21 protein-coding genes are annotated in these 23,357 nt (G+C 34.7%); 4 read left to right on the top strand and 17 right to left on the bottom strand.

Translation table 11 applies throughout. The features are described 5' to 3' along the window. Positions 1-5: 5 nt before the first annotated feature. The 4 genes from GIY83_RS04360 to GIY83_RS04375 all read right to left on the bottom strand — a co-directional run bounded on the left by GIY83_RS04360 (position 6) and on the right by GIY83_RS04375 (position 4,549). A complete protein-coding gene (locus GIY83_RS04360) occupies positions 6-1,094 on the bottom strand; it encodes an efflux RND transporter periplasmic adaptor subunit (protein ID WP_208685030.1) in 1,089 nt (362 codons plus the stop codon). A 38-nt stretch (positions 1,095-1,132) separates the two neighbouring features. Then, the gene (locus GIY83_RS04365) at positions 1,133-2,419 is read right to left on the bottom strand and encodes a TolC family protein (protein WP_208685032.1); all 1,287 of its coding nucleotides are present in this window, start codon (positions 2,417-2,419) and stop codon (positions 1,133-1,135) included. Positions 2,420-2,516: 97 nt separating this feature from the next. Continuing rightward, positions 2,517-3,875: a HAMP domain-containing sensor histidine kinase gene (locus GIY83_RS04370; RefSeq protein WP_208685034.1), complete on the bottom strand. Its 1,359-nt coding sequence runs from the start codon at positions 3,873-3,875 to the stop codon at positions 2,517-2,519. A gap of 2 nt (positions 3,876-3,877) precedes the next feature. Continuing rightward, positions 3,878-4,549, bottom strand: coding sequence for a response regulator transcription factor (locus tag GIY83_RS04375; protein WP_208685036.1), 672 nt, complete (start codon positions 4,547-4,549; stop codon positions 3,878-3,880). A 544-nt stretch (positions 4,550-5,093) separates the two neighbouring features. On the opposite strand from GIY83_RS04375, the gene GIY83_RS04380 reads away from it, so the two are divergent. Beyond that, entirely contained in the window at positions 5,094-5,642 is a 549-nt protein-coding gene (locus GIY83_RS04380; protein WP_208685044.1) for a type 1 glutamine amidotransferase domain-containing protein, read from the top strand. 204 nt (positions 5,643-5,846) lie between these two features. Here GIY83_RS04380 and GIY83_RS04385 read toward each other — a convergent pair whose 3' ends face one another. The 7 genes from GIY83_RS04385 to GIY83_RS04415 form a co-directional block, all read right to left on the bottom strand. Beyond that, entirely contained in the window at positions 5,847-6,266 is a 420-nt protein-coding gene (locus GIY83_RS04385) for a DUF4359 domain-containing protein (protein ID WP_208685046.1), read from the bottom strand. A gap of 402 nt (positions 6,267-6,668) precedes the next feature. After that, positions 6,669-7,274 (bottom strand): hypothetical protein, encoded by a 606-nt coding sequence (locus GIY83_RS04390; protein WP_208685047.1) that lies wholly within the window; start codon positions 7,272-7,274, stop codon positions 6,669-6,671. A gap of 192 nt (positions 7,275-7,466) precedes the next feature. Next, complete coding sequence (locus GIY83_RS04395) at positions 7,467-7,730, bottom strand: hypothetical protein (RefSeq protein ID WP_208685049.1); 264 nt, start codon at positions 7,728-7,730, stop codon at positions 7,467-7,469. Between the two features lie 317 nt (positions 7,731-8,047). Then, positions 8,048-8,491 (bottom strand): hypothetical protein, encoded by a 444-nt coding sequence (locus tag GIY83_RS04400; RefSeq protein WP_208685051.1) that lies wholly within the window; start codon positions 8,489-8,491, stop codon positions 8,048-8,050. A 604-nt stretch (positions 8,492-9,095) separates the two neighbouring features. Further along, positions 9,096-10,184, bottom strand: a complete 1,089-nt coding sequence (locus GIY83_RS04405; protein WP_208685052.1) for an efflux RND transporter periplasmic adaptor subunit — start codon at positions 10,182-10,184, stop codon at positions 9,096-9,098. Then, positions 10,174-13,458 (bottom strand): efflux RND transporter permease subunit, encoded by a 3,285-nt coding sequence (locus GIY83_RS04410; RefSeq protein WP_208685054.1) that lies wholly within the window; start codon positions 13,456-13,458, stop codon positions 10,174-10,176. The genes GIY83_RS04405 and GIY83_RS04410 overlap by 11 nt, the downstream gene beginning before the upstream one ends. 10 nt (positions 13,459-13,468) lie before the next feature. After that, entirely contained in the window at positions 13,469-14,854 is a 1,386-nt protein-coding gene (locus tag GIY83_RS04415) for a TolC family protein (protein WP_208685056.1), read from the bottom strand. 165 nt (positions 14,855-15,019) lie between these two features. Between GIY83_RS04415 and GIY83_RS04420 the strand changes: the two genes are divergently transcribed. Both GIY83_RS04420 and GIY83_RS04425 read left to right on the top strand, forming a co-directional pair. After that, positions 15,020-16,060: a sensor histidine kinase gene (locus tag GIY83_RS04420; RefSeq protein ID WP_208685058.1), complete on the top strand. Its 1,041-nt coding sequence runs from the start codon at positions 15,020-15,022 to the stop codon at positions 16,058-16,060. Continuing rightward, a complete protein-coding gene (locus tag GIY83_RS04425) occupies positions 16,057-16,755 on the top strand; it encodes a LytTR family DNA-binding domain-containing protein (RefSeq protein ID WP_194618340.1) in 699 nt (232 codons plus the stop codon). The genes GIY83_RS04420 and GIY83_RS04425 overlap by 4 nt, the downstream gene beginning before the upstream one ends. Positions 16,756-16,858: 103 nt before the next feature. Here GIY83_RS04425 and GIY83_RS04430 read toward each other — a convergent pair whose 3' ends face one another. Then, positions 16,859-17,575, bottom strand: a complete 717-nt coding sequence (locus GIY83_RS04430; protein WP_208685065.1) for a DUF4386 domain-containing protein — start codon at positions 17,573-17,575, stop codon at positions 16,859-16,861. A gap of 149 nt (positions 17,576-17,724) precedes the next feature. Here GIY83_RS04430 and GIY83_RS04435 point away from each other — a divergent pair, with 149 nt between their 5' ends. Further along, positions 17,725-18,198 (top strand): hypothetical protein, encoded by a 474-nt coding sequence (locus GIY83_RS04435; protein WP_208685067.1) that lies wholly within the window; start codon positions 17,725-17,727, stop codon positions 18,196-18,198. A gap of 155 nt (positions 18,199-18,353) precedes the next feature. Here GIY83_RS04435 and GIY83_RS04440 read toward each other — a convergent pair whose 3' ends face one another. The 5 genes from GIY83_RS04440 to GIY83_RS04460 form a co-directional block, all read right to left on the bottom strand. Further along, positions 18,354-19,118 (bottom strand): SDR family NAD(P)-dependent oxidoreductase, encoded by a 765-nt coding sequence (locus GIY83_RS04440; RefSeq protein ID WP_208685069.1) that lies wholly within the window; start codon positions 19,116-19,118, stop codon positions 18,354-18,356. A gap of 204 nt (positions 19,119-19,322) precedes the next feature. Further along, positions 19,323-20,048 carry an SDR family oxidoreductase gene (locus GIY83_RS04445; RefSeq protein WP_208685071.1) on the bottom strand — a complete coding sequence of 242 codons (726 nt, stop codon included), beginning with the start codon at positions 20,046-20,048 and terminating at the stop codon, positions 19,323-19,325. Positions 20,049-20,235: 187 nt separating this feature from the next. Beyond that, entirely contained in the window at positions 20,236-21,159 is a 924-nt protein-coding gene (locus tag GIY83_RS04450; RefSeq protein WP_208685073.1) for an AraC family transcriptional regulator, read from the bottom strand. A 114-nt stretch (positions 21,160-21,273) separates the two neighbouring features. Beyond that, positions 21,274-21,837, bottom strand: a complete 564-nt coding sequence (locus GIY83_RS04455; protein ID WP_208685075.1) for a 2'-5' RNA ligase family protein — start codon at positions 21,835-21,837, stop codon at positions 21,274-21,276. Between the two features lie 149 nt (positions 21,838-21,986). Next, positions 21,987-23,357: an alginate export family protein gene (locus GIY83_RS04460; protein WP_208685078.1), complete on the bottom strand. Its 1,371-nt coding sequence runs from the start codon at positions 23,355-23,357 to the stop codon at positions 21,987-21,989.

Here is a 23,357-nt window from a genome sequence, read left to right on the forward strand (position 1 = left end):
GATAATTAGTTTTTTAATCGTTCGTGAATTAACAGCTGATTTTTAGTAATCACCATTTCACCTTCATTAACTCCTTTATCAAAATAAATCCAGTTATTGTTTTTTATAGTAGGATTTACTTCTCTGGTTTCGATCGTGCAATCGTTTTTATAAATCAGAATATGATCGCGATTGTTATCAAAAATGACTGCTTTTGCCGGAAGGGCAGCTAGCATATCGCCGCCTTTACTTTTATCAATCACAATATCGGCAGTCATTCCCGGTTTTAGTTTCAGGTTTTTATTTTCCATTACAATTCGGGCTTTTAAAACATGCTCCTCAGCATCAAAAACTTTGGCTAGCATGGCGATTTTTCCTTTAAAAATTTCACCAGGATAGGCCGGAGTTGTTACATCAACGGGCATGTTTTCACTTACGTTTTTCAAGTTACTGGTGTACACATTGACCAAAACCCAGATTTCTTTTAAATCCGAAATGGTAAAAAGCGGTTCGCTGGCATCTGTGATCTGCATTCCCGGACTAATGTTTTTAGCCACGATATAACCTTCAGTTGGCGCTTTTATAAGGAAAACAGATCTTTCACTGCTGGCGCTAAACATGGCCAGATTGGCCCTTACATTCTCTAGCGAAGATTTTAAAACATCCAGCTCGCTTTGCGCCTGCATTAAATCTTTTTGAGATGCGATTCCGTCCTCAAACATTGATTTGGCCGATTGTAAATTACGTTGTGCTACGGCTAGTTGCGATTGAAATGATTTACTCTGAGCTTGCATACTGTTGAGTTCTGTACTTTTTATTTCGGCCAGAACCTGTCCTTTTTTGACATAATCTCCCAATGAGAACGTAGTTTTGGTAATAATCCCTTCTACAAGGCTATTAAACTGAACTACGTGATCATTGTTGTAGGTGATGTTTCCGGTAAGGTTTATCGATTCGCTAACGGCACGTTTTTGAACCGGTTCGATTGTGATTTTTTCTTTTAAGTCTTTATCGATACAAAATTTATCCTCTTTTGTTTCTTTGATTGCTTCTTTTTTGCCACATCCGTAAAGGAGCATTAACCCAAGTATAGGGAGTAAAATAAGTTTCTTCATTATGTTTGTTATTATTTTTTAGAGAATCATATTGGGGTTTAATTTATTTGCTGACCGGAGATATAGCGCAATTCTTCAAGATTTTTATTCAGGTCTTTTTTAGAATTCAGCACGATAGATTTGTTGTCTAGATAAGCATCAACAAAATCAAGATATTCCAGCATGCTGGTGTTGCGTTGCAGGAAGTTTTTACGATAACTCTCCAGGAGTTTATCCAGATCGGATTCGTAATTGGCCTCTACGCTGTCATACAGTTTTTGGGTTACAATAAGATCTTGGTAAGCTTGTAAAACTTCCGATTGTATGCTGATTGTTTTCTCCTGGGTCAATAATTTACCTTGTTCGATGGCTAATTTAGCCGCTTTTATATTTCCCTGATTTCTACTGAAAAACGGAAGATCCAAAGCAAAACCAAGACCCACAAAATCGTTCATCGTACTGGCGCCGCGATCATAACTAATACCAAGAGTTACATCTGGGGTTCGCATGGCCTTCTCGTACTTGTACTTATTATCGTTATAATCATTTCCGAGTTTAATTACTTTCATATCAGGTCTATTCTCTATTGCCGAAGCCATAAGATTACCCAGGTTGATATTCTCGATATTTTTATTATCAGGAACAAAACCCTCATCGGTAAGTTTGACAAAACTGGTCGGGGGAAGATTCATCAGGACTTTCAATTCTTTTTGCAATGAATTGTTCTCTTTGCGCAAATCAGCAATTTCTTTTAAAAATTGTAGTTCAGATGCCTGAAGCCTGATATATTCGCCTCTGCCAATATTGCCTTGCGTCACCTGATTGCCATATCCTTTTAGCATGGTTTGCATCGAGGAAAGTTGTTTTTTGTAGAGGGCTTCCTTGGCCTGAGTATATTGCAAATCAGTAAGATTGCCTCGAAACTCGATTTTAAGGTTGCGAAGAAAAGTTTTAAAGTATTCTTTGGCGATATCAACGCCCACTTTTTCCATGGCGATCATCTTTTTTCGCTTTCCTGCCGTTTGAACCAGTTGTTCAAGCTCTGCAGTAACTTGGGATGTTTTACCAAAATTACCCCATAGAGGAGGTACTTCTTGCGCCGTAGCATTGTGCCAAAGGTTCAGCTCGCCAATGGTAAGGGTAGGGTTAGGCCATAATTTTGCCTGAATCACTTGCGCATCGGCAATCTCGATGTTTAGTTTTTCAGAAATAATAGAAATATTCTTTTCCAGAAACAGCGCCTCGGCTTGTGTTCGGGAAAGAACAATTGTATCGTTTATTGCAGCAATTTGTGCCACACTTTTGTGCGATACAATAACGAATAGAGTTAAGAGTATACGTTTCAAATTAAGTTTGTTTTAATATGTTGCAAAGCTACTTGCGGCATATTAAACCCTAATTTGATGTCTGTTAGAAAGGAGTTAGAGTTACATTAGAAAACGATTAGAGTGTTGGAAATAGTAAGGTTACCGTCGTTCCAACGTCTTTTTTGGATGTAATGCTAAAGTGAATATTATTTTGTTTGAAGATAATATTAGCCAGCGAAAGTCCAACACCGCTGCCTTTTATATCATTGACGTTTTTACCTCTGTAAAAGGTTTGTTTAATAAATTTTAAGTCCTCTTCACTAATGCCGGTTCCGTGATCTTCAATTACAATTTTAAGCTGATTGTCCTCTTGCAGCAGACTTATTTTGATAGGATTTCCACTGGAGTATTTCACGGCGTTTTCTATAATGTTGTATAAGGCAATTTTAATCTCGTTGCTGTTTCCTTTAATCGAAAGGAGTTTGTCATTTATAATTTCGATGGTAATTTGTATCTGAGAGCTTTTTAACTGATACACATCCGGCAATTGATCGTTGATATCCCAAACCAGTTCATCAACCCTGAAAATCTCGTTGAGTTCTGTATTGTCTCGAAGTCCCGAAAGCATCATAAGGGTATTGATCGTATCTTCGATCTGGTAGACATTATCCAGTACTTTTTCAGACATTTCTTTGTACTCTGCACTGGTTCTGTCTTTTTGTGCAAATACTTCGAGGTTTCCCGAAATGGCCGTCAGAGGTGTTTTGAATTCGTGTGAAACATAATTGATAAAGTTCTTCTGGATGATAAAAGTATCGGATAATCGCTTAAACAAATTATTATAGGTTTCTATCAATTCCTGAATATCATCTTTGGTATTTGGCGAGGTAATATGGCGATCCAGCGAAGAAGCTTCGATCTCATTGACCTGATTGATGATATTTTTTATCGGACTGTAGGCCAGATTCGATAGTAAACGGCTCACGATATAAATGGTGATTAATCCGCTAATTAACACCAGAATCATAATGATCATCAAACGGTTGGTAATGGTTTTAAATTCCTGATCATTTTTTTTGACAAAAACTACAAAATCACCCTGATTGTCATGATAAAAACTCCCAAAGTAAAAGTGATGATTCGATTTAAAATTCAGCTTTCGATTCTTCCTGATATAATCCAGTTTTTCGGAATTGATATTACCATCTATTGTTTTATCGCCATATACAATCTGATTGCTTTCGTTGTAAACACGCGTGATGATTTCCAGTGAGTTTTCTTTGAATTGCTGACCAATGATCAAATGCTGATTCTGAGGTAATTCATCTTTTTCAAGATAGAAAATCCCCGTTAGCAAACCCGTTTTTTGAAGTTCGTTATAAATAATTTTCTCCGAATAACTGTAAAAAGAAAAGTAAGTAATCACCGAAGCAATTAGAAATACAATGCTAAAAGTAAAAGACGATATTAAGGTAAACCTATTGCGTATTTTCATGACTATTCTTTAAGAATATATCCGGTTCCTTTTATGGTATGGATGAATTTATGGTTTTGCTCGATTTTGTTTCTTAAATACGATATATATACATCGACAACATTGGTATTATTATCATAATTAATGCCCCAAACCGCGTTTAAAATCTGAGTTCTGGACATGACCTTATTTCTGTTTTCAAGTAAAAACAACAATAGTTTATATTCTCTTGGAGATAAATCGATCAGTACATCATTTTCTGTAACCTTATGTTCTTCTGGGTTTATAGCTAAACTTCCGAGTTTATGCAAGGTTTCTACTTTATCATAATTAAATTTAGTTCTGCGCGTCAATGCATTTACTCTGGAAATGAGTTCCTTAAAATGAAATGGCTTTACCAGATAATCATCCGCACCGGAATCCAACGCATTTACCTTATCATCAGTATCGCTAAGCGCGCTAAGCATTAAAATTGGAGTATGAATTTTCTTGAAACGCATTATTTTTGTCAGCTGAATGCCATCAATTCCCGGAAGCATAATATCCATCAGTATAATATCCCAGGTATCGTGCTGAAGCAGGTCTCTTGCAATCTCGCCCGTTTCAGCCAGATGTACCGTAAAATTGTTTTCTTCTAAACCTTTTATAATAAATTCGCTAATGCGTTTATCATCCTCAATGAGTAGAACATTCATACTTTAATGTTGTTATAATTGGTTTTTGTACGGATCAGGCTATAAAGTTGAATTTCCTGAAGAATCATATTTAAAGAGAAATTCAAAAATAACAATTAATTCTCGCAATCGCTGTTAAAATTGAATCTTGTAAGAAAAGAAGATGTTTTTTAATGAAGTTGTTTATTTGAGTTTTTAGGAGCTATTCCTGCTGTCCTTCCAAATCTTTTCCTTGCTAAAGGAGCAAGAAAAAGGATTTTCCCTCCCATAGGGCTAGGGGAGTTGTTTTCATAAGTAAACTTTATTTTTAAAACAAAAAACGTCTTTTCATTATATTCCGTACTAACTAATTTATACAATTATTCTTTAAGCTTTCATCCTATAAAATAGTAAACCAAATTGACATGAATATTATATAATTTCAGTTTTATTTTTAATAAAAATCTGAAATTCAATTAATTAACTTTTATTAAAGAAAGGTTTAACACGGTCTGTTTTAGCTGACTGTCTGAAATAACTAATTTTAACTAAATCAAAATTAATAACGTTTTAAATACTTAAAATTATGAAAAAGAATATAGCCATATTAGCAACAAACGGTTTTGAAGAATCAGAATTATCATCTCCTAAAGCCTATCTGGAAGAGCAAGGTTGGAATGCAGATATTATCAGTTTGAAATCTGGAACTATCAAATCCTGGAAAGAAGGTAATTGGAGCAAAGAATATAATGTTGATGTAGTATTAGATCAGGCAAATGAAGCCAATTACGATGCTTTGGTTCTTCCGGGAGGAGTTATAAACCCTGATTTATTAAGAAGAGACGAGGCTGCAGTAAATTTTGTACGTTCCTTTTTTGAAAGTAAAAAACCAGTAGCGGCTATTTGTCATGGGCCTCAAATTCTCGTAGATGCTGATGTTTTAAAAGGCCGAAAAGTAACTTCGTTCTTCTCTGTTAAAAACGATTTGATAAATGCCGGAGCACAATGGGAAGACTCAGAAGTAGTCGTAGACAATGGACTGGTGACCAGCCGAAACCCGAATGATTTGCCCGCTTTTAATAAAAAAATGGTGGAAGAAATTAAAGAAGGAAAACACGATCGTCAGACAGTATAAAAAGATATATTTTTATTTAGATTTATCAGGTTACAAAAAATGCAGGATCAATTTTGGTCTTGCATTTTTTTGTAATTGCCAGTTTAATTATTTATGCTGTGTGAAGTCTCCCGACTTCATGCACGTACAATGAGACATTGCAAATCTAGATAAGAATGGAATATAGCGATGTGTAGGAAGTCGGGAGACTTCGCACAGCGCGGGTTATTCTGTAGCAATTGAGTCTACACTGACAGCTATAGTATCAACTGTTTCTAAGGTATTTTCATAGTTGTTTTCTTCATTATTATTGAACGCTTTGTTTACTTTTTCAGAAAGAAAAACATTTCCAAATAGACCATATCCAATACTTTTACTTTTGCCTTGCCATGTAATTTTAGTAATTGAAAATAGTATATAATTGTCTCTGGTTACAGAATTCTCAATTAATTTTTCTGCCAAAGAACTTCCAAACAAAATTCCTAGTTTTTCCATATCAGACCCATTTTCTGAGATAGAATTCTGAACAACTTGATTTATTACTGATTTTACAACTTGTTTATGTTCTTCACTACTTGGGTTAGTTAAAACTGCTGCCAAAATGATAATAGCAAAAACTAAAAGTATTATATTCGATTTTTTCATGATATTTTTATTTGGTCTTAATTTTTCCAATAAATAAGACTTCCATTTCTGGAAGTCTTAAAATAAACAATAAAGCTCTTAAGCATATCGGATTAACTTCCATGTTATAGCATTATTGTTGTAAGGAGGAAATTGATTACCTTTTGCTAAAGGTATAGTTGTTGACGGGGAAGACTGTGCTTCCCAAACTCCTGATTCAGGACATGTTTCACCAGTCTTGCGGGTTGTTCCTAATGGTAATGACATAATTTAAATAATTTAGGTTAATAATTACCAAACTTAAAACCAATCATTACCTAATTATTACGGAAAACCTTTTTTGAGTTATTTTTATTTAAAAATATAATTGGAATAATAAAACCTTAATTTTAGAAAACCTAGTTTTTTTATTTTTAAAGTGCTTTAATCCCGAAACATATAATGATATCCTTTTTCTAATATTTTTTGTTCGTTTTTTGTTAATCTCATAAAAGAAATGCATTGCCCATATCCGTATTTACTATCTCCAAGACACTCAACAATTCTTAGATTATTGGTCTTAATTTTGTTAATACAAATTTCAAATATTTTAGGATCTAACCAATCATCAGAATATTTAGGTTCAAACGTTACGATTTCTTTATTGAGTTTAAACTGAACTTTAATCGGGCCAAAATTAGTTTGCCATTTTTCGTCAATATTTTCAGGATTAAATTTGCCTTTTGATAGTAAAGAAAAAGAATTAATTACATTCTCATAAACTTTGTTTTCTTGGCAAACATCGGCTTCTAAATCCATGTAAAACATTTTATGATCATCTAGGCATGCCAGTTCAAATTCATCTATATTCATACCTGGATCGTATGGTTTTCCGAATATTTCTGAATACTTTTCTATCCTTTTTAAATGGAGCTTATCAAATACTTCTTGATTTGTAAGATCATGAAATTTTTCAAAGAAACCGCATTTTCTCAAAATACTTATGTCTTGAACGACTTTTTCTTTTGAAATTTTCTTTTCAATCTTCATATTGGTTTCTTTTCTCTGATTATTACAAGAAATGAACGTAAGTAAAAGTATGATTACGATTTTTTTATTTAATAAAATTTCATTGAAATTATTATTCGATTTTATTTTCCTCCTGTTGGCATGAGTGCCTTGCTCGTGCACACAATTAAAGAAAACATTTGTATATAGGCCATTTTTCACTAAGTATAATGTTTAATCTTCCAATGTTTTTATTTTTTCTTGAATCAGGTTTAGTAATTTGTTTAAATCTCCCCCAAAATAATTAGGCCTGCAAAATTCTTCATAAATAACTGCTCTGCCATAATTAGAAACTTCAGGGCCTCCCGTATATAGTTCATAAACTTCCCAGTTGTTTTTAATATGCATATCTGCTAGATGAATCGAACTGTCAACTTCACTTTCTGCATCATTCCTAATTTTTTTATTTTTTCCATTTTTATATGTTGGATATGCCATTAAGAAATCTGAGTGAATCTTGTACAAAATGTCATATAAATTTTGCCATTCTTTTTTATTCTTTTTTAGTAGTTTAAGTTATTGATGTTTTATCAAAAATATTAATTTAACTATCTCAATAAGCACGTATTTTTACCCGAATTTATTAAACAAAAAAAAGGACAGTCCCTCCAATTAAAGAAGAACTGCCCTTTTAGGCAAATTTTAAATTTGCATTCCTAAGAATGTATATAGTTTTTGGTAATCACTAAAAATGAAGACTAAACATTTATAAGTTCACGATTGAGACACTTATCCTAGCCGGCGTAATATTAAGTTTATTTCTCTTCAATAATTTTATACCTTTTATCTTCAATAAATAATTCTTTAGGTTTTGCGTTATCAGGAAATTCAAATAATACAATTCTATCAATTTCTTTTTTGGGTTTTATTTTGGTTTTCGTACCGGTAAAATAGGCCTGAAACTTCAAAAATCGATATAAACTATCCTTTTCTGTTGAAATGTAAACATTTTCGAAATCGAAAATGCAATCTTTTTCGCCTTCGTTTCTCAAAGTAAGTTTCAGTTTTACAAACTTCATTCCTTCTGCTGCTTCTATTGGCATTGAGATTATGGGACCATTTGGCAGACCTGGTCTCATATAATCTTCTGAAACTTTTCTAAATTTAATTTGTAAACCTTCAATACTACTACTTTCAATTTTAAATGCGGCGATGACAATGAATAGCATAAATAATGCTATCACTTTAATTTTTCTCATAATTTTTGTTGTTTGTAAGTGCTTGATTCCATTAGTGTTGGTTAACGAAAAATAGGAATTTAAAATGGTAATTATTTCTTTATGAATTTGTGTGTAAATTTTTTATTTGAAGAGTAAATAGTTTTTTTGTCATACTTATAATGTTTGGCTTAATAGATCTTATTTCGTTTTTAATTTTAACGATTTGTGTGTGGTTTTTGATGATTTTTAAGACTTACAAATATATCTTATTTTGTAATAAAAGCATTGTTTAAATTATTGTTTATTGTAAGGTGTGTTATAATAACAAAGTCTGTCATTTCGAGCGAAGGGAGAAATCACAATAGTAATTCGACAAAGATTGGTGCTTTTAGGAGCGGAGTTTCGAGTGTGATTTCTCGTTCCTCGAAATGACAACAATATGCGTAATAGTTACTAAAAAAAACTTTGTGTCTTAGCGCCTTCGTGGTAAAAACAAAAAGAAAAAAAACAAAAAAAAGGACGATACTATATCAAGTATCGTCCTTTCAGGTAAATTGTAATCTACATTCTAAAATTAGATTTTAAAATGCCGCATTAAGCGTACAGTTATTGGTAATCACTAAAAATGAAGACTAAACGCAGGTTATTCGTTTATGATATCGCCTTCCTTAGTTTCTTCACTGGCAATTTTTACCAGTTTATCTTTCAGGTTCAAATCGCCGAAGATTTCAATTTTATCGTCGATTTCTCTTCCTTTTTTCACATTGACTCTTGTTGCTTTATGGTCGATCACTTTGATCACATACAAACCTTCGGCAGAACTTACCAATGCCGATTTTGGAACTACAAATGTACTGTCTTTTGCGTTAAGGGGTAAAAGTACTTCGGCAACCATTCCTGGTAAAAGATCTTTTTTGGTATTGATAACATCCATTTCAACACGCTCAGAGCGTAATTTCAAATCTAAAGCTCCGGACATTCTTGTAATTTTAGCTTTAAAATTTTCCGGTAATGATTTTACATTAAAACTCATTTGGTCACCTTCGTGTAAGTATCCTGTATACAATTCAGGAACAGAAACAGCTAAACGTAATTTATCCTGCTGCTGAATGGTCAATAAAGGCAAATCAGATCCTTTTCCTGCCGGACCAACAAAGGTTCCTAAATTCACATTTCTTGCCGCTACAACTCCGTCAAAAGGGGCACGGATTTCAAGATAACCTCTCATAATCGACACTTCTTTGTGGGCTGCAACTGCTGCCTGGTATTGTGCATAATCTGAGTTTTTCTTTCCGTTGGCCATTTCCAGGTCATTTTTAGAAATTGTTCCTTCGACTTTGCTGGTTTCGTACAAACGATTGTAAGTACTTTTGCTTGTAGCATAAATAGCTTCCATCGATTTTAGTCTTGATTCGGCTGCAGCGAGTTGAGAACTGATTTCCGGTGCTTCAAGAACGATCAAAAGCTGTCCTTTTTTTACTTTGGTACCAATATCTACTTTTAGCAATTTTACAAAACTGCTTACTTTAGCGTACAAATCTACTTGCTGGAAACCGGTTAATTCAGCCGGTAAACGCAACTCTGTAGTTAGTTTTTCTTTCTCTAAAGAAATTGTTTCTGTTTTAGGTTCAATTTCGGCAGTAACAGTTTCTTCTTTCTTAGAATTACAGCTCGTTAGAAAAAAAACGGCTACAAAAAATAATGCGCTCGATTGTATAATTTTATTTTTCATTTTTTGGATTTAATGATGAGATATAATGGATGCTTTCTTCGTCTTCAGGATCTAAAGAAACAGATTGTGTTGTTGTTTTTTCTTGTGCCCAGGCAAAGATAAGTGGCAGGATAAGCAATACGGCAAAAGTTGAGAATAATAATCCACCAATTACGGCTCTACCTAACGGAGAAACCTGATCGCCACCTTCGCCATGACCAATTGCCATTGGCAACATTCCGGCAATCATTGCAACTGATGTCATGATAATAGGACGAAGCCTTAAAGCCGCAGCTTCACGAGCCGATTCAAGTGCATTTCCATTTCGTTTTCGAAGCTGTTCTGCATTGGTAACCAATAAAACGGCATTCGCGATAGAAACCCCAACCGACATAATGATACCCATATAGGATTGTAAGTTTAGCGTAGAGCCAGTAATCGTAAGCATTAATAATGCTCCTAAAACTACTGCAGGAACTGTTGTTAAGATTACTAACGAAACTTTGAACGACTGGAAATTAGCGGCTAACATTAAGAAGATTACAAATATGGCAACCAATAATCCGACTTGTAAACTGCTTAATGTTTCGACCAATACTTTACTCATTCCGATTGGAGTGATGAATAACCCCCTAGGTAATTCACCCAACGAACTGATGGTTGCATCCACATCTTTTACTGCCGTTCCTAAATCGGTCTGGCTAATGTTGGCTGTAACGGTAATGTATGGCATAGCCCCTAAATTGTCATTTTCACCACTCACAAATCCCGGTGTAATTTTTGCAACATCACTTAAAACAGGACGAAGCGAATTTTTTAATACCGGAATTTCTCCAATATCAGTTTTACTCTTCATTTGATTCAAAGGAACCTGAACCTGAACGTTGTAGGATAATCCGGCTCTTTCATCAACCCAGGTATTTTTCTCTGTATATCTAGATGATGAGGTCGAGGCCACAAGCGATCTGGAAATATCATTCATATCTACGCCCAATTCGGCAGCACGGGTTCTGTCAATATCAATATTCATGGCTGGATAATGAATTGGCTGACCAATTTGTACGTCTCTGAAATAAGAAATTTTCTTTAGTTTTTCTACAATTTGATTAGCGTATAATTCATTTCGTTTTTTATCTTTTCCTGCAATACGAACTTCAATTGGAGTAGGAGATCCCTGGCTCAACACTTTATCGGTAAGTTCGATTGGCTCAAAAGAAAGTTTTACATCGGGAAGCACTTTTTTAATTCGGGCTCTAAAGTCGTCCTTAAAGTTGTCCATATCGGTATGGTATTCTTTTAAACTTACCTGAAATACCGCTTCATGCGAACCTGCCATGAACAAGTAAATCGGGTTAATGGAGAATAACGAAGGGTGCTGTCCTACATAAACAGAGGAGATTCCGATATGTTCTTTGCCTACCATTTTTTGTAATTCTTTCAAAACAATAATGGCTTTTTCTTCAGTACGCTCTAAACGGGTTCCATCAGGAGCGCGCATTCTTAATTGAAACTGACTTGAATTTACTTTTGGGAAAACATCTTTTCCAATGAAATTGATAAAGACAACCGCCAAAAGCGTAATTCCAACCAGATATATGATAGCTGTTGCTTTTTTATAAGGGAATAATCGATCCAGGGTTCTCATAAAACGAATTCTGAAACGCTCGAAAGCACCAATTTTCCCGTCATTGTCGATATCTTCTTTTGCAACCATTGCTTTTTTCTGCGTGATGGGATCTTTTTCCGATTCCGGAGTTAATCCGCAATGGTTAAATTCTGCTTCATCATCTGAAATATTAGGTCCATGTTCGTGTTTTGGATGTGCTTTCATGAGCCAGTTGGCCATTACAGGCACAAAAGTCTGAGAGAGTAAAAACGAAATTACCATCGAGAATCCAATGGCTAAAGCCAAAGGCAAGAACAACGCTCCAGGAATTCCTACCATGGTAAATGCTGGTGCAAAAACTGCCAGAATACAAAGTAAGATCAATAATTTAGGCAAGGCAATTTCCTGACAGGCATCCCAAATGGCCAGTGCCTTGGGTTTACCCATATCGAGATGCTGGTGAATATTTTCGATTGTTACCGTACTTTCATCCACCAAAATACCAATTGCCAGTGCTAGTCCACTTAAAGACATTAAGTTGATGGTTTGCCCGAATAATTTCAGGAATAGAACCCCTGATATAATAGAAATCGGGATGGTTAAAATTACAATTAAAGCTGCACGTTTATCGCCAAGGAAAAGCAATACCATTAGTCCGGTTAAAACCGCTCCAATGATACCTTCTGTAATCAAACTTTTCACCGAGTTAATTACATAAACCGACTGGTCAAATTCATAAGATAATTTTACGTCCTCGGGAAGTGTACTTTGAATTTTAGGCAATTCGGCTTTTAATTTCTGCACCACATCCCAGGTCGAAGCATCTCCGGCTTTTGCAATACTGATATATACCGAGCGTTTTCCGTTCACCAGAGCATAACCTTGTGTAATATCCGCGCCGTCTTTTACAGTGGCAACATCTCCTAATTTTAAGTTTTGAACGCTTCCTTTAAAGAGTGGAATATTTTCAAAATCTTTAACTTCTTTGATTGTATTATTGGTTGGTGTAATATAGTTGACATCGCCCATTCTTACGTTTCCGGACGGTGCGGTCTGGTTGTTGATACGAATGGCCTCCACCACCTGATCGGGTGTCATATTGTGCGAACGCAATAAATCCGGATCTACGTTGACCTCGATAGTTCTTGGGCTTCCGCCAAAGGGAGCAGGCGATAATAAACCTGGAATCGAGGTAAAGGAGGCGCGAACATACACATTGGCCAAATCCTGCAATTCGTTGTTTGATCTAATCTTACTGCTCAAAACCAATTGACCAATTGGCAATGATGAAGCATCAAAACGAATGATAAACGGCGGCTGGGTTCCCGGAGGAAATGCCGCCTGGATTCTGTTCGAAAGTGAACTCAGTTCGGCCGCAGCCTGAGCCATATTCGTGTTTTCATAATAGGTTAATTTCATAATCATTAACCCTTGGATATTCTTGGTTTCAACAGATTTTACACCATTGGCAAAGGGTAGAATGTTGACATAAGTCTTAGCAAAATAAGCTTCCATCTGGTCTGGCGTGTAACCTCCAAAAGGATGTGCAATATAGATAACCGGCAAGTTCATTTTTGGCAGGATATCTACCTTAATGTCCTGGATGGCACCAATTCCGAAGAAAAATAGACCCGCAACCAATACTAATATGGAGATGGGTTTGCGGAGTGCAAAACGTATTAAATTCATTAGGATCTAATTAAAATTCATTTATAAATAAGTCAAAATTGCCACTAGCAGCTACTTTAAGCAAAAACGATTGCCAGACATTGTTATTGACAATATCTCTGTCAATTTCAGCGCGGTTTAACGTATAAAGCGTTTGGGTAATATCGGTTAAATCGGTAAGTCCGTTTTTGTATAGAGTCGATTTTTGCAAATACGCTTTCTTGGCTGCATCTACCTGAATAGGGGCTTCGGCAAAGTTGTCGAGCGTTATCTGTATTTTATCGTCGGCTAGTTTTAGTTGTGATTTGAGTTCTCTCTCGGCCTGGTTGTATTCTTCCTGTAGACCTTGAGAAACATACTTTTGAGCGCTTACTTGTTTACTTGCTCTAAAAGGAGTGGTAAGATTCCAGCTAATTCCAATTCCGACTAAATAATTGGTGCGGTCCGGATTTACCCCATCCCAGTAATTTCTGTTGAATGAATTCTGATCTGTAATATAGTCGCTATTAAATCCTGAGGCGCGTGTTTGCAAAACCCCAAAGGCGCTCATTGTGGGATAGTAAAAACGCTTGTATAATTTTACTTGTTGATTGCTGTAATCAATTTTCGTTTTATAGAATTGTAATAAAGGGTGCAAACTGTCTGAAGTTGTAGTTCCTCTCAAAACCTCTTTTGGAATATCGTTTACAAATAAAGTATCGGTTGCAAAATCCTGAGGCGCAACGCCCATCAAATCAACTAATTTATTGTTCTGTTCCTTAACGAAGTTTTTAGCCAGATTCAAAGAGATCTTTGCTTTGGAAACTTCGGCTGTAGCCAATGTAGAATCAACTCCGGCCAGTAATCCGTTTTTAACGCGGGCTACGGCAGTTTTCTTGAAAATTTCAGCGCGGCTTAAATTTTTTTGCTGCGAAATCAATAATCTCTGGCTTGCCAGTAAATTCAAATAAGCAGCAGCAATTTTAATTTCCTGTTGAAATTCTTCCTGTTTCAAATCTTTTTCCTTGGCCTGAAGATCAATTTTAGCCAAATTGATTTTTTCCTTAATTTTCCCAAAGGTGAAAAAATCCCAGTTCATATTGACCAGATACAAAGCGCCAAAAGCTGAATTCCAGTTTTGGTCCGGTAAGGCAGGTCCGGAAGAAGCTGTTCCTAAACCATTAAAACCGTACAAAGCACCGTTTTGCCCGTTGATTGTTCCGTAATCCTGTTGTGCCGATAAATTAAGGTTTGGCAGATAATCACGCTTGGATTGTTTGAGTGTCTCACGTGAAGCATTGGTATAATTGCTTTTTGCTTTGATAGAACCGTAGTTTTCTAAACCTGTTTTAATGGCTTGTTTTAAAGACAAGGTTTGCGCATAACTACCACAAGCAAAAATCAAGAAAACTAATAAAGTAATTTTTCTGAAGTACATAAAATTAGTGGTATGAAATTGATAGAACAAAATTATTTGACTTCAACTGATATATGTCATCTTAAATGATGTACTGCGATAATAAATGACCAATTGAATTGGTCATTTTTTGGAAAAATAAATTAAATTTTTGTACGTACTTTGTAGACTATTTAAGTATTAAAAATGAATATAAAATTTGATAACATATTGGACAACAAATGGTGGCAGGAAATTGCCGTTGTTGCCTTTTCATTTACGATTTATACGTTAAAAAATGACTGGATGTTATTTAGTTCGTTTACTTCCATATTAATGGGGATTTTTTTCTACTTGGTTCTATACATGCATGCCCAATTCAATCGCTTCTTTCTTTTGCCCATCTTATTCAAAACCCAGCGTCCTGTAACTTATATCATTCTGACTCTTTTTGGTGTATTTGTCTTCTCGGTAGTTTTATACGAGGTCACTATGCTGAATATGTTTAGCAATTGTCATTTGTATCAAAACTCTCATCAAAGAAGTTACGCCTATCAACTGGCCAGTGTCTTGGGAACTTTGGTTTGTATTTTAAGCCCGATTATTGTCTTTAAATTCTATAGAATTCACAGAAAAAAAACAAGCGAAACCTTGTTGTTTAACGAAATGCAATTGAACTCCCTGAAAGGACAGCTAAATCCTCACTTTTTGTTCAATACCTTCAATACACTTTACGGAATTAGTCTTGAGTTTCCAGAAAGAACCCCGGATTTGATCATGAAAGTATCGCAATTAATGCGTTATCAGCTAGAAAGTAATAGCAAAAAGTGTGTTTCCCTTGAGGATGAACTCGAGTTTATAAACAGTTATGTACAGCTCGAGAAAGAACGTGTTGGATATCGATGCGAGATCACTTATGATTTTAAAATCGATAATGAAAATGCCTATAAGATTTCGCCGATGCTGTTGATTGCTTTTATCGAAAATGCATTTAAACATGGAACCTGCGCGATTGAAAAATGTTATGTGAGAATTTTTATAACTGTCGAAGAAGGACAATTGCATCTTCATGTTGTCAATTCAATTCCTACCAAAAAAACAGATGTGGTTTCTACCAAAATTGGTTTAAAAAATACCATAGAACGTTTGAATTTGATTTACGGAAAAAATTATAAACTCGATATTCAGGACGATAAGAACACCTACATTGTAGATTTTAAAGTACAATTGAAAAAGTTTGTAGAATGAGAGAATCCAAAAAATGTATCATTGTAGATGATGAACCCGCAGCGCATTATGTGCTGGCGAATTACATCAAGCAAAATCCACAATTGGAGTTGGTTTTTCAAGGCTATAACGGTATTGAAGCCATGGATTATCTTCGCGAGAATCCTGTGGATCTGATGTTTTTGGATATTAATATGCCTGAGATTTCGGGTATGGAATTGTTGAAAATTCTTCCAACACATCCCAAAACGATTCTAACCACAGCCTATTCTGAATTTGCTCTGGAAAGTTATGATTATGGTGTAATTGATTACCTTTTAAAACCTATTTATTTCCCCAGGTTTCTAAAAGCGATTGATCGTTTTTTTGCCACCGAAACCACAAAGGCAAAAACCGAAGAAGCAATTATAAATTCTGTGAGTGTAAAGGTAGACGGTTATTTTATGGACATCGAATTAGACCAGCTTTTATTTGCTCAGAGTTTTGGTAATTATGTGAAACTATATACCACAAAGAGAACGTATCTGGCCTCGATTACTACAAGTGAACTTGAGAAATGTTTACCCGAGAAAAACTTCATTCGCATTCATAAATCATACATTGTAGCGCTGGATAAAATTGAAGCAACAGATAAAGATTTTGTTGTCATTAAAAACGAAAAATTACCAGTGGGTATTACCTATAAAAGAGAATTGTCAGACCGGTTAAAAAAATAAAACCCGAAATAAGTGCTTACTAATTCAACTATTTCAAAAATGAAAGCCTGCAATGATTTTCTTGTGGGCTTTTTTATTTCTATTCGGGTTTTATTATAAATGATTATGCTACTTTTTGTTTCCAGACCGATAGATTTACGCCTTTAAAAATAAGCCATAAACTCAATGACAATTCAGCAAGTAAACACGGCATTAATAATGCAATACTAGAGAATTGAGGCGCAAGAATCAGGATAAAACTATTTGATAAATAACAGATTCCTGCAACTGTCATTAAAACGCCAATTGTTTTAGGAAAGTATACTGATCTAAAAATTAAATATCCTTCTAAAAGACATACAAACCCAAAAAAGATCAATCCAATGCCAAAACCAAAGTCATGCAGCTTGATGGAAAGATAAGATAGTGTATGGAGCTGATCCGGGGTAAACGATTTTAAATACTCAGCATCTCCCAAAAAGAATAAGGCTGCTAAAAGATTTAATTTATTGGCCACCAAAACTGCTGTTTGTATCAGATTGAAAGACAGGTTAAGCAGAGCGAGTTTTTTGCTCACAGGTCTTAAAAGATAATAAAGAATGATCATTACCGGCAAATCGCAAATTTGCATAATAAGATCGGCTGTGATTCCAATTTTCCAAAGAAATTCAGAGTGTATAATATTATTTGCCGTTGCATTGGCATCTCCGGAAACAAAAAGTTTATTTCTAACAAAAGTTTCAGCACAGAATCCCATTATTATAATAACCAAGTATAATAGTCCGGCTATACGGGCATAAAGTTGTGGTGAACCCTGGAAATTCTTAAAACTCAATTTCATTGTTTTGTGGTTTTGGTTTTATATAAGACGGCTTATTTAGCGGAATGTTACTCTTTTTTTTAACATTTTTTTTCAATTCTATATTTACTTCAAAATAAAGTAGTAATTTTAATACGTTATTTTAAGGGTTGTTAATTTAAACCGTAACGATGAAAAACCTTTTCTTTATAATTACCTTTTTCTATAGTAGTTTTTCAATAGCACAAAATGGTATTTCTCCAGATAAGGTAGTCACTCCGCCAGAAAAAGTACTGTATACTTTTCAAAAAGAATATCCCGGTAAAGTCCCGGTATGGAACCTGAAGTATGTTGGTGATGATGACGATGAAATTCGTTACGAAGCAAAATTCAAAACAAATGCCACTACAGAAGTACTAGCTGTTTATGATAATTTAGGAGTTTTAAAAGCTTTTGAATCTCAAATTCCCCTTGGCAAACTTCCTGTAAAAGCTCAGGCGTATTTAAAGAAAAATTATCCAGCCAAATCAATCAAAGAAATTGCTGTTGTGGTAGACGATAAAAAGAAAACCACTTATGAAGTAGGAATAGAAAAAGACTCCAAATTTTATGATGTTGTTTTCGATAAAAACGGAGGTTTTGATGTGATTGTCCAAAAAGATTAAACCAGAATACTTACTAACTTCAATATATTTCAAATGGGAAACCCGAGAGACTTTACATCTCTCGGGTTTTGTTTTTTTATTCTGTAACAAACCTAACAGTTTTTAAACCTGTTAGGTATGTTTTAGAATTTAATTAATTCAAAATTTGTAATTAATTACAGCATCATTCCACCGGAAACCTCAATGCGCTGAGCGTTTACCCAACGGGCTTCTTCGGTACATAAAAAGGCAACAACACCACCAATATCATCCGGTAAACCCACTCTTCCTAAAGCGGTAACTGATGCTATTTGTTGGTTCATTTGCTCATTATCACGAACAATACCACCACCAAAATCAGTTTCAATAGCTCCTGGAGCCACAACATTTACCCTGATTTTTCTTGATCCTAATTCTTTTGCCTGATATTTTGTCAAGGTTTCAATTGCCCCTTTCATAGCGGCATATGCAGCATAACCCGGAAATGAAAAACGAGCCAGACCAGTAGAAATATTCACGATTCCGCCACCATCATTGATGCTATTCAACGCTTTTTGAGTAAGGAAAAAAGGTCCTTTAAACTGAATATTGGTCAGTTGATCAAATTCAGCTTCTGTCGTTCCAATGAATGAATTATGAATTCCAATTCCGGCGTTGTTTACAAGAAAATCGAATTTATCGGTTTTAAAAATACTTTTTAAAACTTCTGAAACGTTGGTGAAAAAAGCATCAAAAGTACCTGAATCAGCCACGTTTAATTGTAATGAAGCTGCTTTTTGTCCTAATGCTTCGATTTCTTTTACAACAGCATCAGCTTCGTCTTTTTTACTGTTATATGTAAGGATAACATCAATTCCTTTTTTTGCAATTGCGATTGCCATATTTTTTCCTAAACCTCTGCTACCACCTGTAACAAGAGCTATTTTTGTATTTACTGCCATTTTATAGTTGTTTTTTGAATTAAAAATTAAAAATTTGGGTAAAAAATTAAACACATACTAACATAGAATTTTTAAGATCAATAAGAGTTTAAAAAAGAAACCAGTTTCTAACACATAGCTATATGAATTAAAACAAATCAAATGCCTTTTTTAAGTTCCGGGAAACTATGTTTCTATGTGTTTAAATTATTATGTTCAATGAAATTAATTCGAATGCAATGCATTAAACGATGCTTTTAATTCCGCAACACTTGCATTTATTCTCGTTGCACTGGTTCCAAAAGTAAGTTCGTCTTTTCCTTCTTTTAATTGTTCGAAAATAGATTCGATAAAATCACTCACGCTTGGATGTGCGTCGTGTAAACCAACACCTCCCAAATCTGTATTTAGTGCTGGTGGAATAATCTCGATTACTTCAATATTTTTTGCTTTCAGAATATGACGAAGTGATAATGTAAAGGAGCGAAAAAATGCTTTTGTAGCCGAATAAACAGGAACTTTAGCAAAAGGAGAAAAAGCCAATCCGGATGTTACATTCATAACTGTATTTAGTGAGTTTAACTCAAGTAAAAGAGATGTTAAATGTAAAGGAGCCTCAATATTGGTAGCAAGTTCTGTTTTCATGCTTTCATAAAAGCCAGCATCTGTAACCGAGACCCATTTTTGAATTCCTGCGTTATTAATTAAAACATTTAAATCAGGATGATTCTCTGCAATCCATTGATATAAAGCTAGGCGTTCAGCTTCGATTGACAAATCGCATACTTTTGTGATTACGGTTGGGAATTTTGCTTTTACTTCACTTAAAACAGATTCACGTCTGCTGCAAATAATTACAGTATTGTTTTCCTGGATAAATCTTTGGGTTAGCCCAAGTCCGATACCGCTTGCACCACCTGTTATTAGAATTTTGTTGTTTGATAATTTCATCTTTTTCGATCTTTTAAATTGATAAGACAAAGGTAGGAGCCAAGTAGGGATGGGGAATTGTAAATATCAAATCGATGTTTGCGAAATTCAAATCAGAGTTGTGAAGTTCCAATTTTTAAAATTCCAAATTCCAAAAACGTTACGTTAAACTTTTTAAAAGTCTTCGACTTTTAAAAAGTGCTAAAATCTAACTCCTAAAAGCCAGTGGGGTAAATGTCGTTTGTTTTTTAAAGAAATTAGAAAAATGCGCCAACTCTTCAAAACCCAGTGAAAAAGCAATTTCAGAGATGTTCCAATCGGTTTGTTTTAAAAGTATTTTGGCTTCATTTGTTAATCTTGTGGTGATTAGCTCGGTGGTGGTTTTTCCGGTGTTTTCTTTTAGAACTTTATTGAGATGGTTGACGTGAACAGATAATCGTTCTGCAAAATCTTTGGCGGTTCTAAGTTCTAATCTTTGGTTTGGAGATTCAATAGGATATTGCCTTTCCAGTAATTCGGCAAATAAAGAGGAAACTCTTGCGGCCGAATTATGTTTAGAATATAAAGCGGTTATAGGCTGTAATTTTTGTCCAAAGTGAATTAGTTCAGCAACATAATTACGAATCAGATCGTATTTGTAGATATAATCTGAATTGATTTCTTTTTGTATTTTGTTGAAAATCAATTCAACTTCTGCAACTTCTTGATCTGTAAGCTGAAAAATGGGATAACCGTCTGAAGAAAAAATAGGCAATTCGTCCAGATCAATTCCACTTTTATTTTTGGATAAAAACTCACTTGTAAAAACACAAAACTGCCCGTACTGGTTGGTGTCCTGCGGCACATAATTGTAGGGGATTTTTGGGGTAGCAAACAAAAGGCCTTGTTTTTCGATTTCGATTATTTTATCGGCATACTCAGATCTGTTTTTTCCTCTGATCAGACTTATCTTATAATACGCTCTTCGGTCATAAGGCATTATTGATTTTCCCTGCATACGTTCTAAAAGCTCCTTAATGTCAAATACATTAAAATGCCCAATCTCTTTTTGAATGTCGTTGGGTAGTAATGAACTTGGTTCGATTGAAGAACCTTCGGTGATGTCCTGATAAAATGAATCGAGTGATTTCATAAGAAGAATTGTAAAATTCAAATATACGAAAATTAATAAAAAGTTTTTTTAGTTTCAAGTTCTTTGCTAGAAATCACTAGTGCCCTTTGCGTAAAATCTTTGCGAACGTTGCGTTTAAAAAAGGCTCCCTTGAATTAATTCTGGCTGAGGATTACTGCCAAAGGGGAAAGTTTCTAAGATAAAATATTGCCTTTTAATGGGATCAAATTCTCTTAATATAATGGCATCACATAAAAACGCCATACTAATTGTAGTGAATAAATCACGGGCAATTTGGATGTTTTCGGGCTCTAGATTTCGTCCTATTGAAATATGAGGATCGTCGCTTCTGTCTTTACTGGCAATCAGAAGTGCTTCCTGAATTTTTTTCATCATAGGTTTTAAGTCTGCTTTAGAATTTTCACTTGGGGATATAAAGAAAGCTCGACTTTCCTCATAAGCGTCAAAATGATCTAAATGAATTTGAACAGGAGTTAAAGTGTCAGCGATTTTAAAAAGTTTTTGTCTGTATTTAGCAAGTTGATTTTCATTTGCTTTAAATCCACCAATTGTAATATGCGCCACAGAATTGCAGCTGCCGTACCATCCAATTCTATTGAATAATTCTAATTTTAGTTTTTTGATTACCTCAATTCCATCTTCTGAAGGATGAAAAACAACAGAATATTTCTTTTCCATTTTTACATCTGGTTTTATGCAAATTTAAAATTTAAATTTCATTGTCAAATCCACATAAAAATAATCTTCGTCCAGAATGGATTAAAATCCATCCTACAAAATAAATCGAACCTGCGGTTCTTTAAGTTGTTTGTGTTTTTATTTTATTATTAAAATTTAAACTGCGCTGTTAGAGCCCCATAAAAATAATCTTTTCCTCTACCAACCTCTTTTAAGAATGAACCTGCATTAAACCAACCAGTTTCAAGTGTAAAAGAAAGAAAGTCATTCATATCATAATCTAGATTTGAAATCAATTGAGATCCTATATAACGTTCTATTGTACTTTTTCCTGAATATAAGAGTTGCATATTTGGCGCGTATAGACCATCACTTGTATTCTGTCTCCAAAATATGTCATAATCGATTCCCAGAGTAAATTTTTCAGTTAGGTTAAAACTAACTGAAGGATGAATATCAATTAAATTCGATGGGCCAATTAAGGCTACTAATCCAAAATAAGCGCCTCTTGGATATAAGGGATTAAAGGTTTGTAAATGATTGTCGTCTGCATTTTTATCCCCTGAAATAATTTCTGTTTTTAAGCCAATTTCGGGACTGAATTTTATGTTTTCAAAAGTATAACAGGCAAAAGAGGAAATAGTCCAGGCGGAAATTGTTTTCTCATTTATTTTTCCGAATTGGTAAAGCGCTTCAAAATCATATTTCCAGTTTCCTTTTGTTTTCCAGATTCTGGTTCCCAGAGAATGTCTGGTTTCTTCTCCCGTAGCATCATCAAAAACTGCGCGGCTTTTCCATAATCCTAAATAATACAAATCGATATTCTCAATAAATGGTACTTTATGAATCACAGTATAGTTTCCCCAGAACTTGGCATTTTCATTGAATTGATCATTAAAGGTTCCGGTTTTATTCGCGATTGGATGAGTGAAAAAGGCATCTGTCTGCCAATTTTTATTTTTATAAAACAACTTGATTGCGTCAAAAGCAAGTCGGCTGTTTGGGCCTTCGCGAACAGCTACCAAACGTTGTGAACCGTACATCATTTCCTGTCTTCCCAAGCGTAATGTAAATTGCTCGTTTTTATTATCGATAAAATCAATATCTAAAAATGCCTGATGAATATCGAGCTGATTTTCATCTACAGGACTCGGATCTATTTTGCTATTTGCCAGACTGCTTTGCAATTCAAAAAATGTTCTGAAAGCACCTAAATGAATATCGGCATGAAGCAGATAACGGGAAAGTAAATAGCCGTCCCCTTCGTCAGATTCATCGCCCCATTTGTCATTTACTGTGTAGGTGTATTGCCATCTGGCTTCCCCGCCAATAGAGGCGAAGTAACTGCTATTTTTACCAAGCGGAATATATTTGATTCTCTGGTACGCATTTTTGGCCGAATCTGTTTTTAAATACGTAACATCATCATCATACCGCAACTTTTGAAATACAGGATTTTGTTGTGCATTTGTAGCTGAAATGAATCCCAAAAGCAGCAATAATTGCAATAGTGTGTTCAT

The organism is Flavobacterium sp. SLB02, from assembly GCF_009664855.1.
GTDB lineage: Bacteria > Bacteroidota > Bacteroidia > Flavobacteriales > Flavobacteriaceae > Flavobacterium.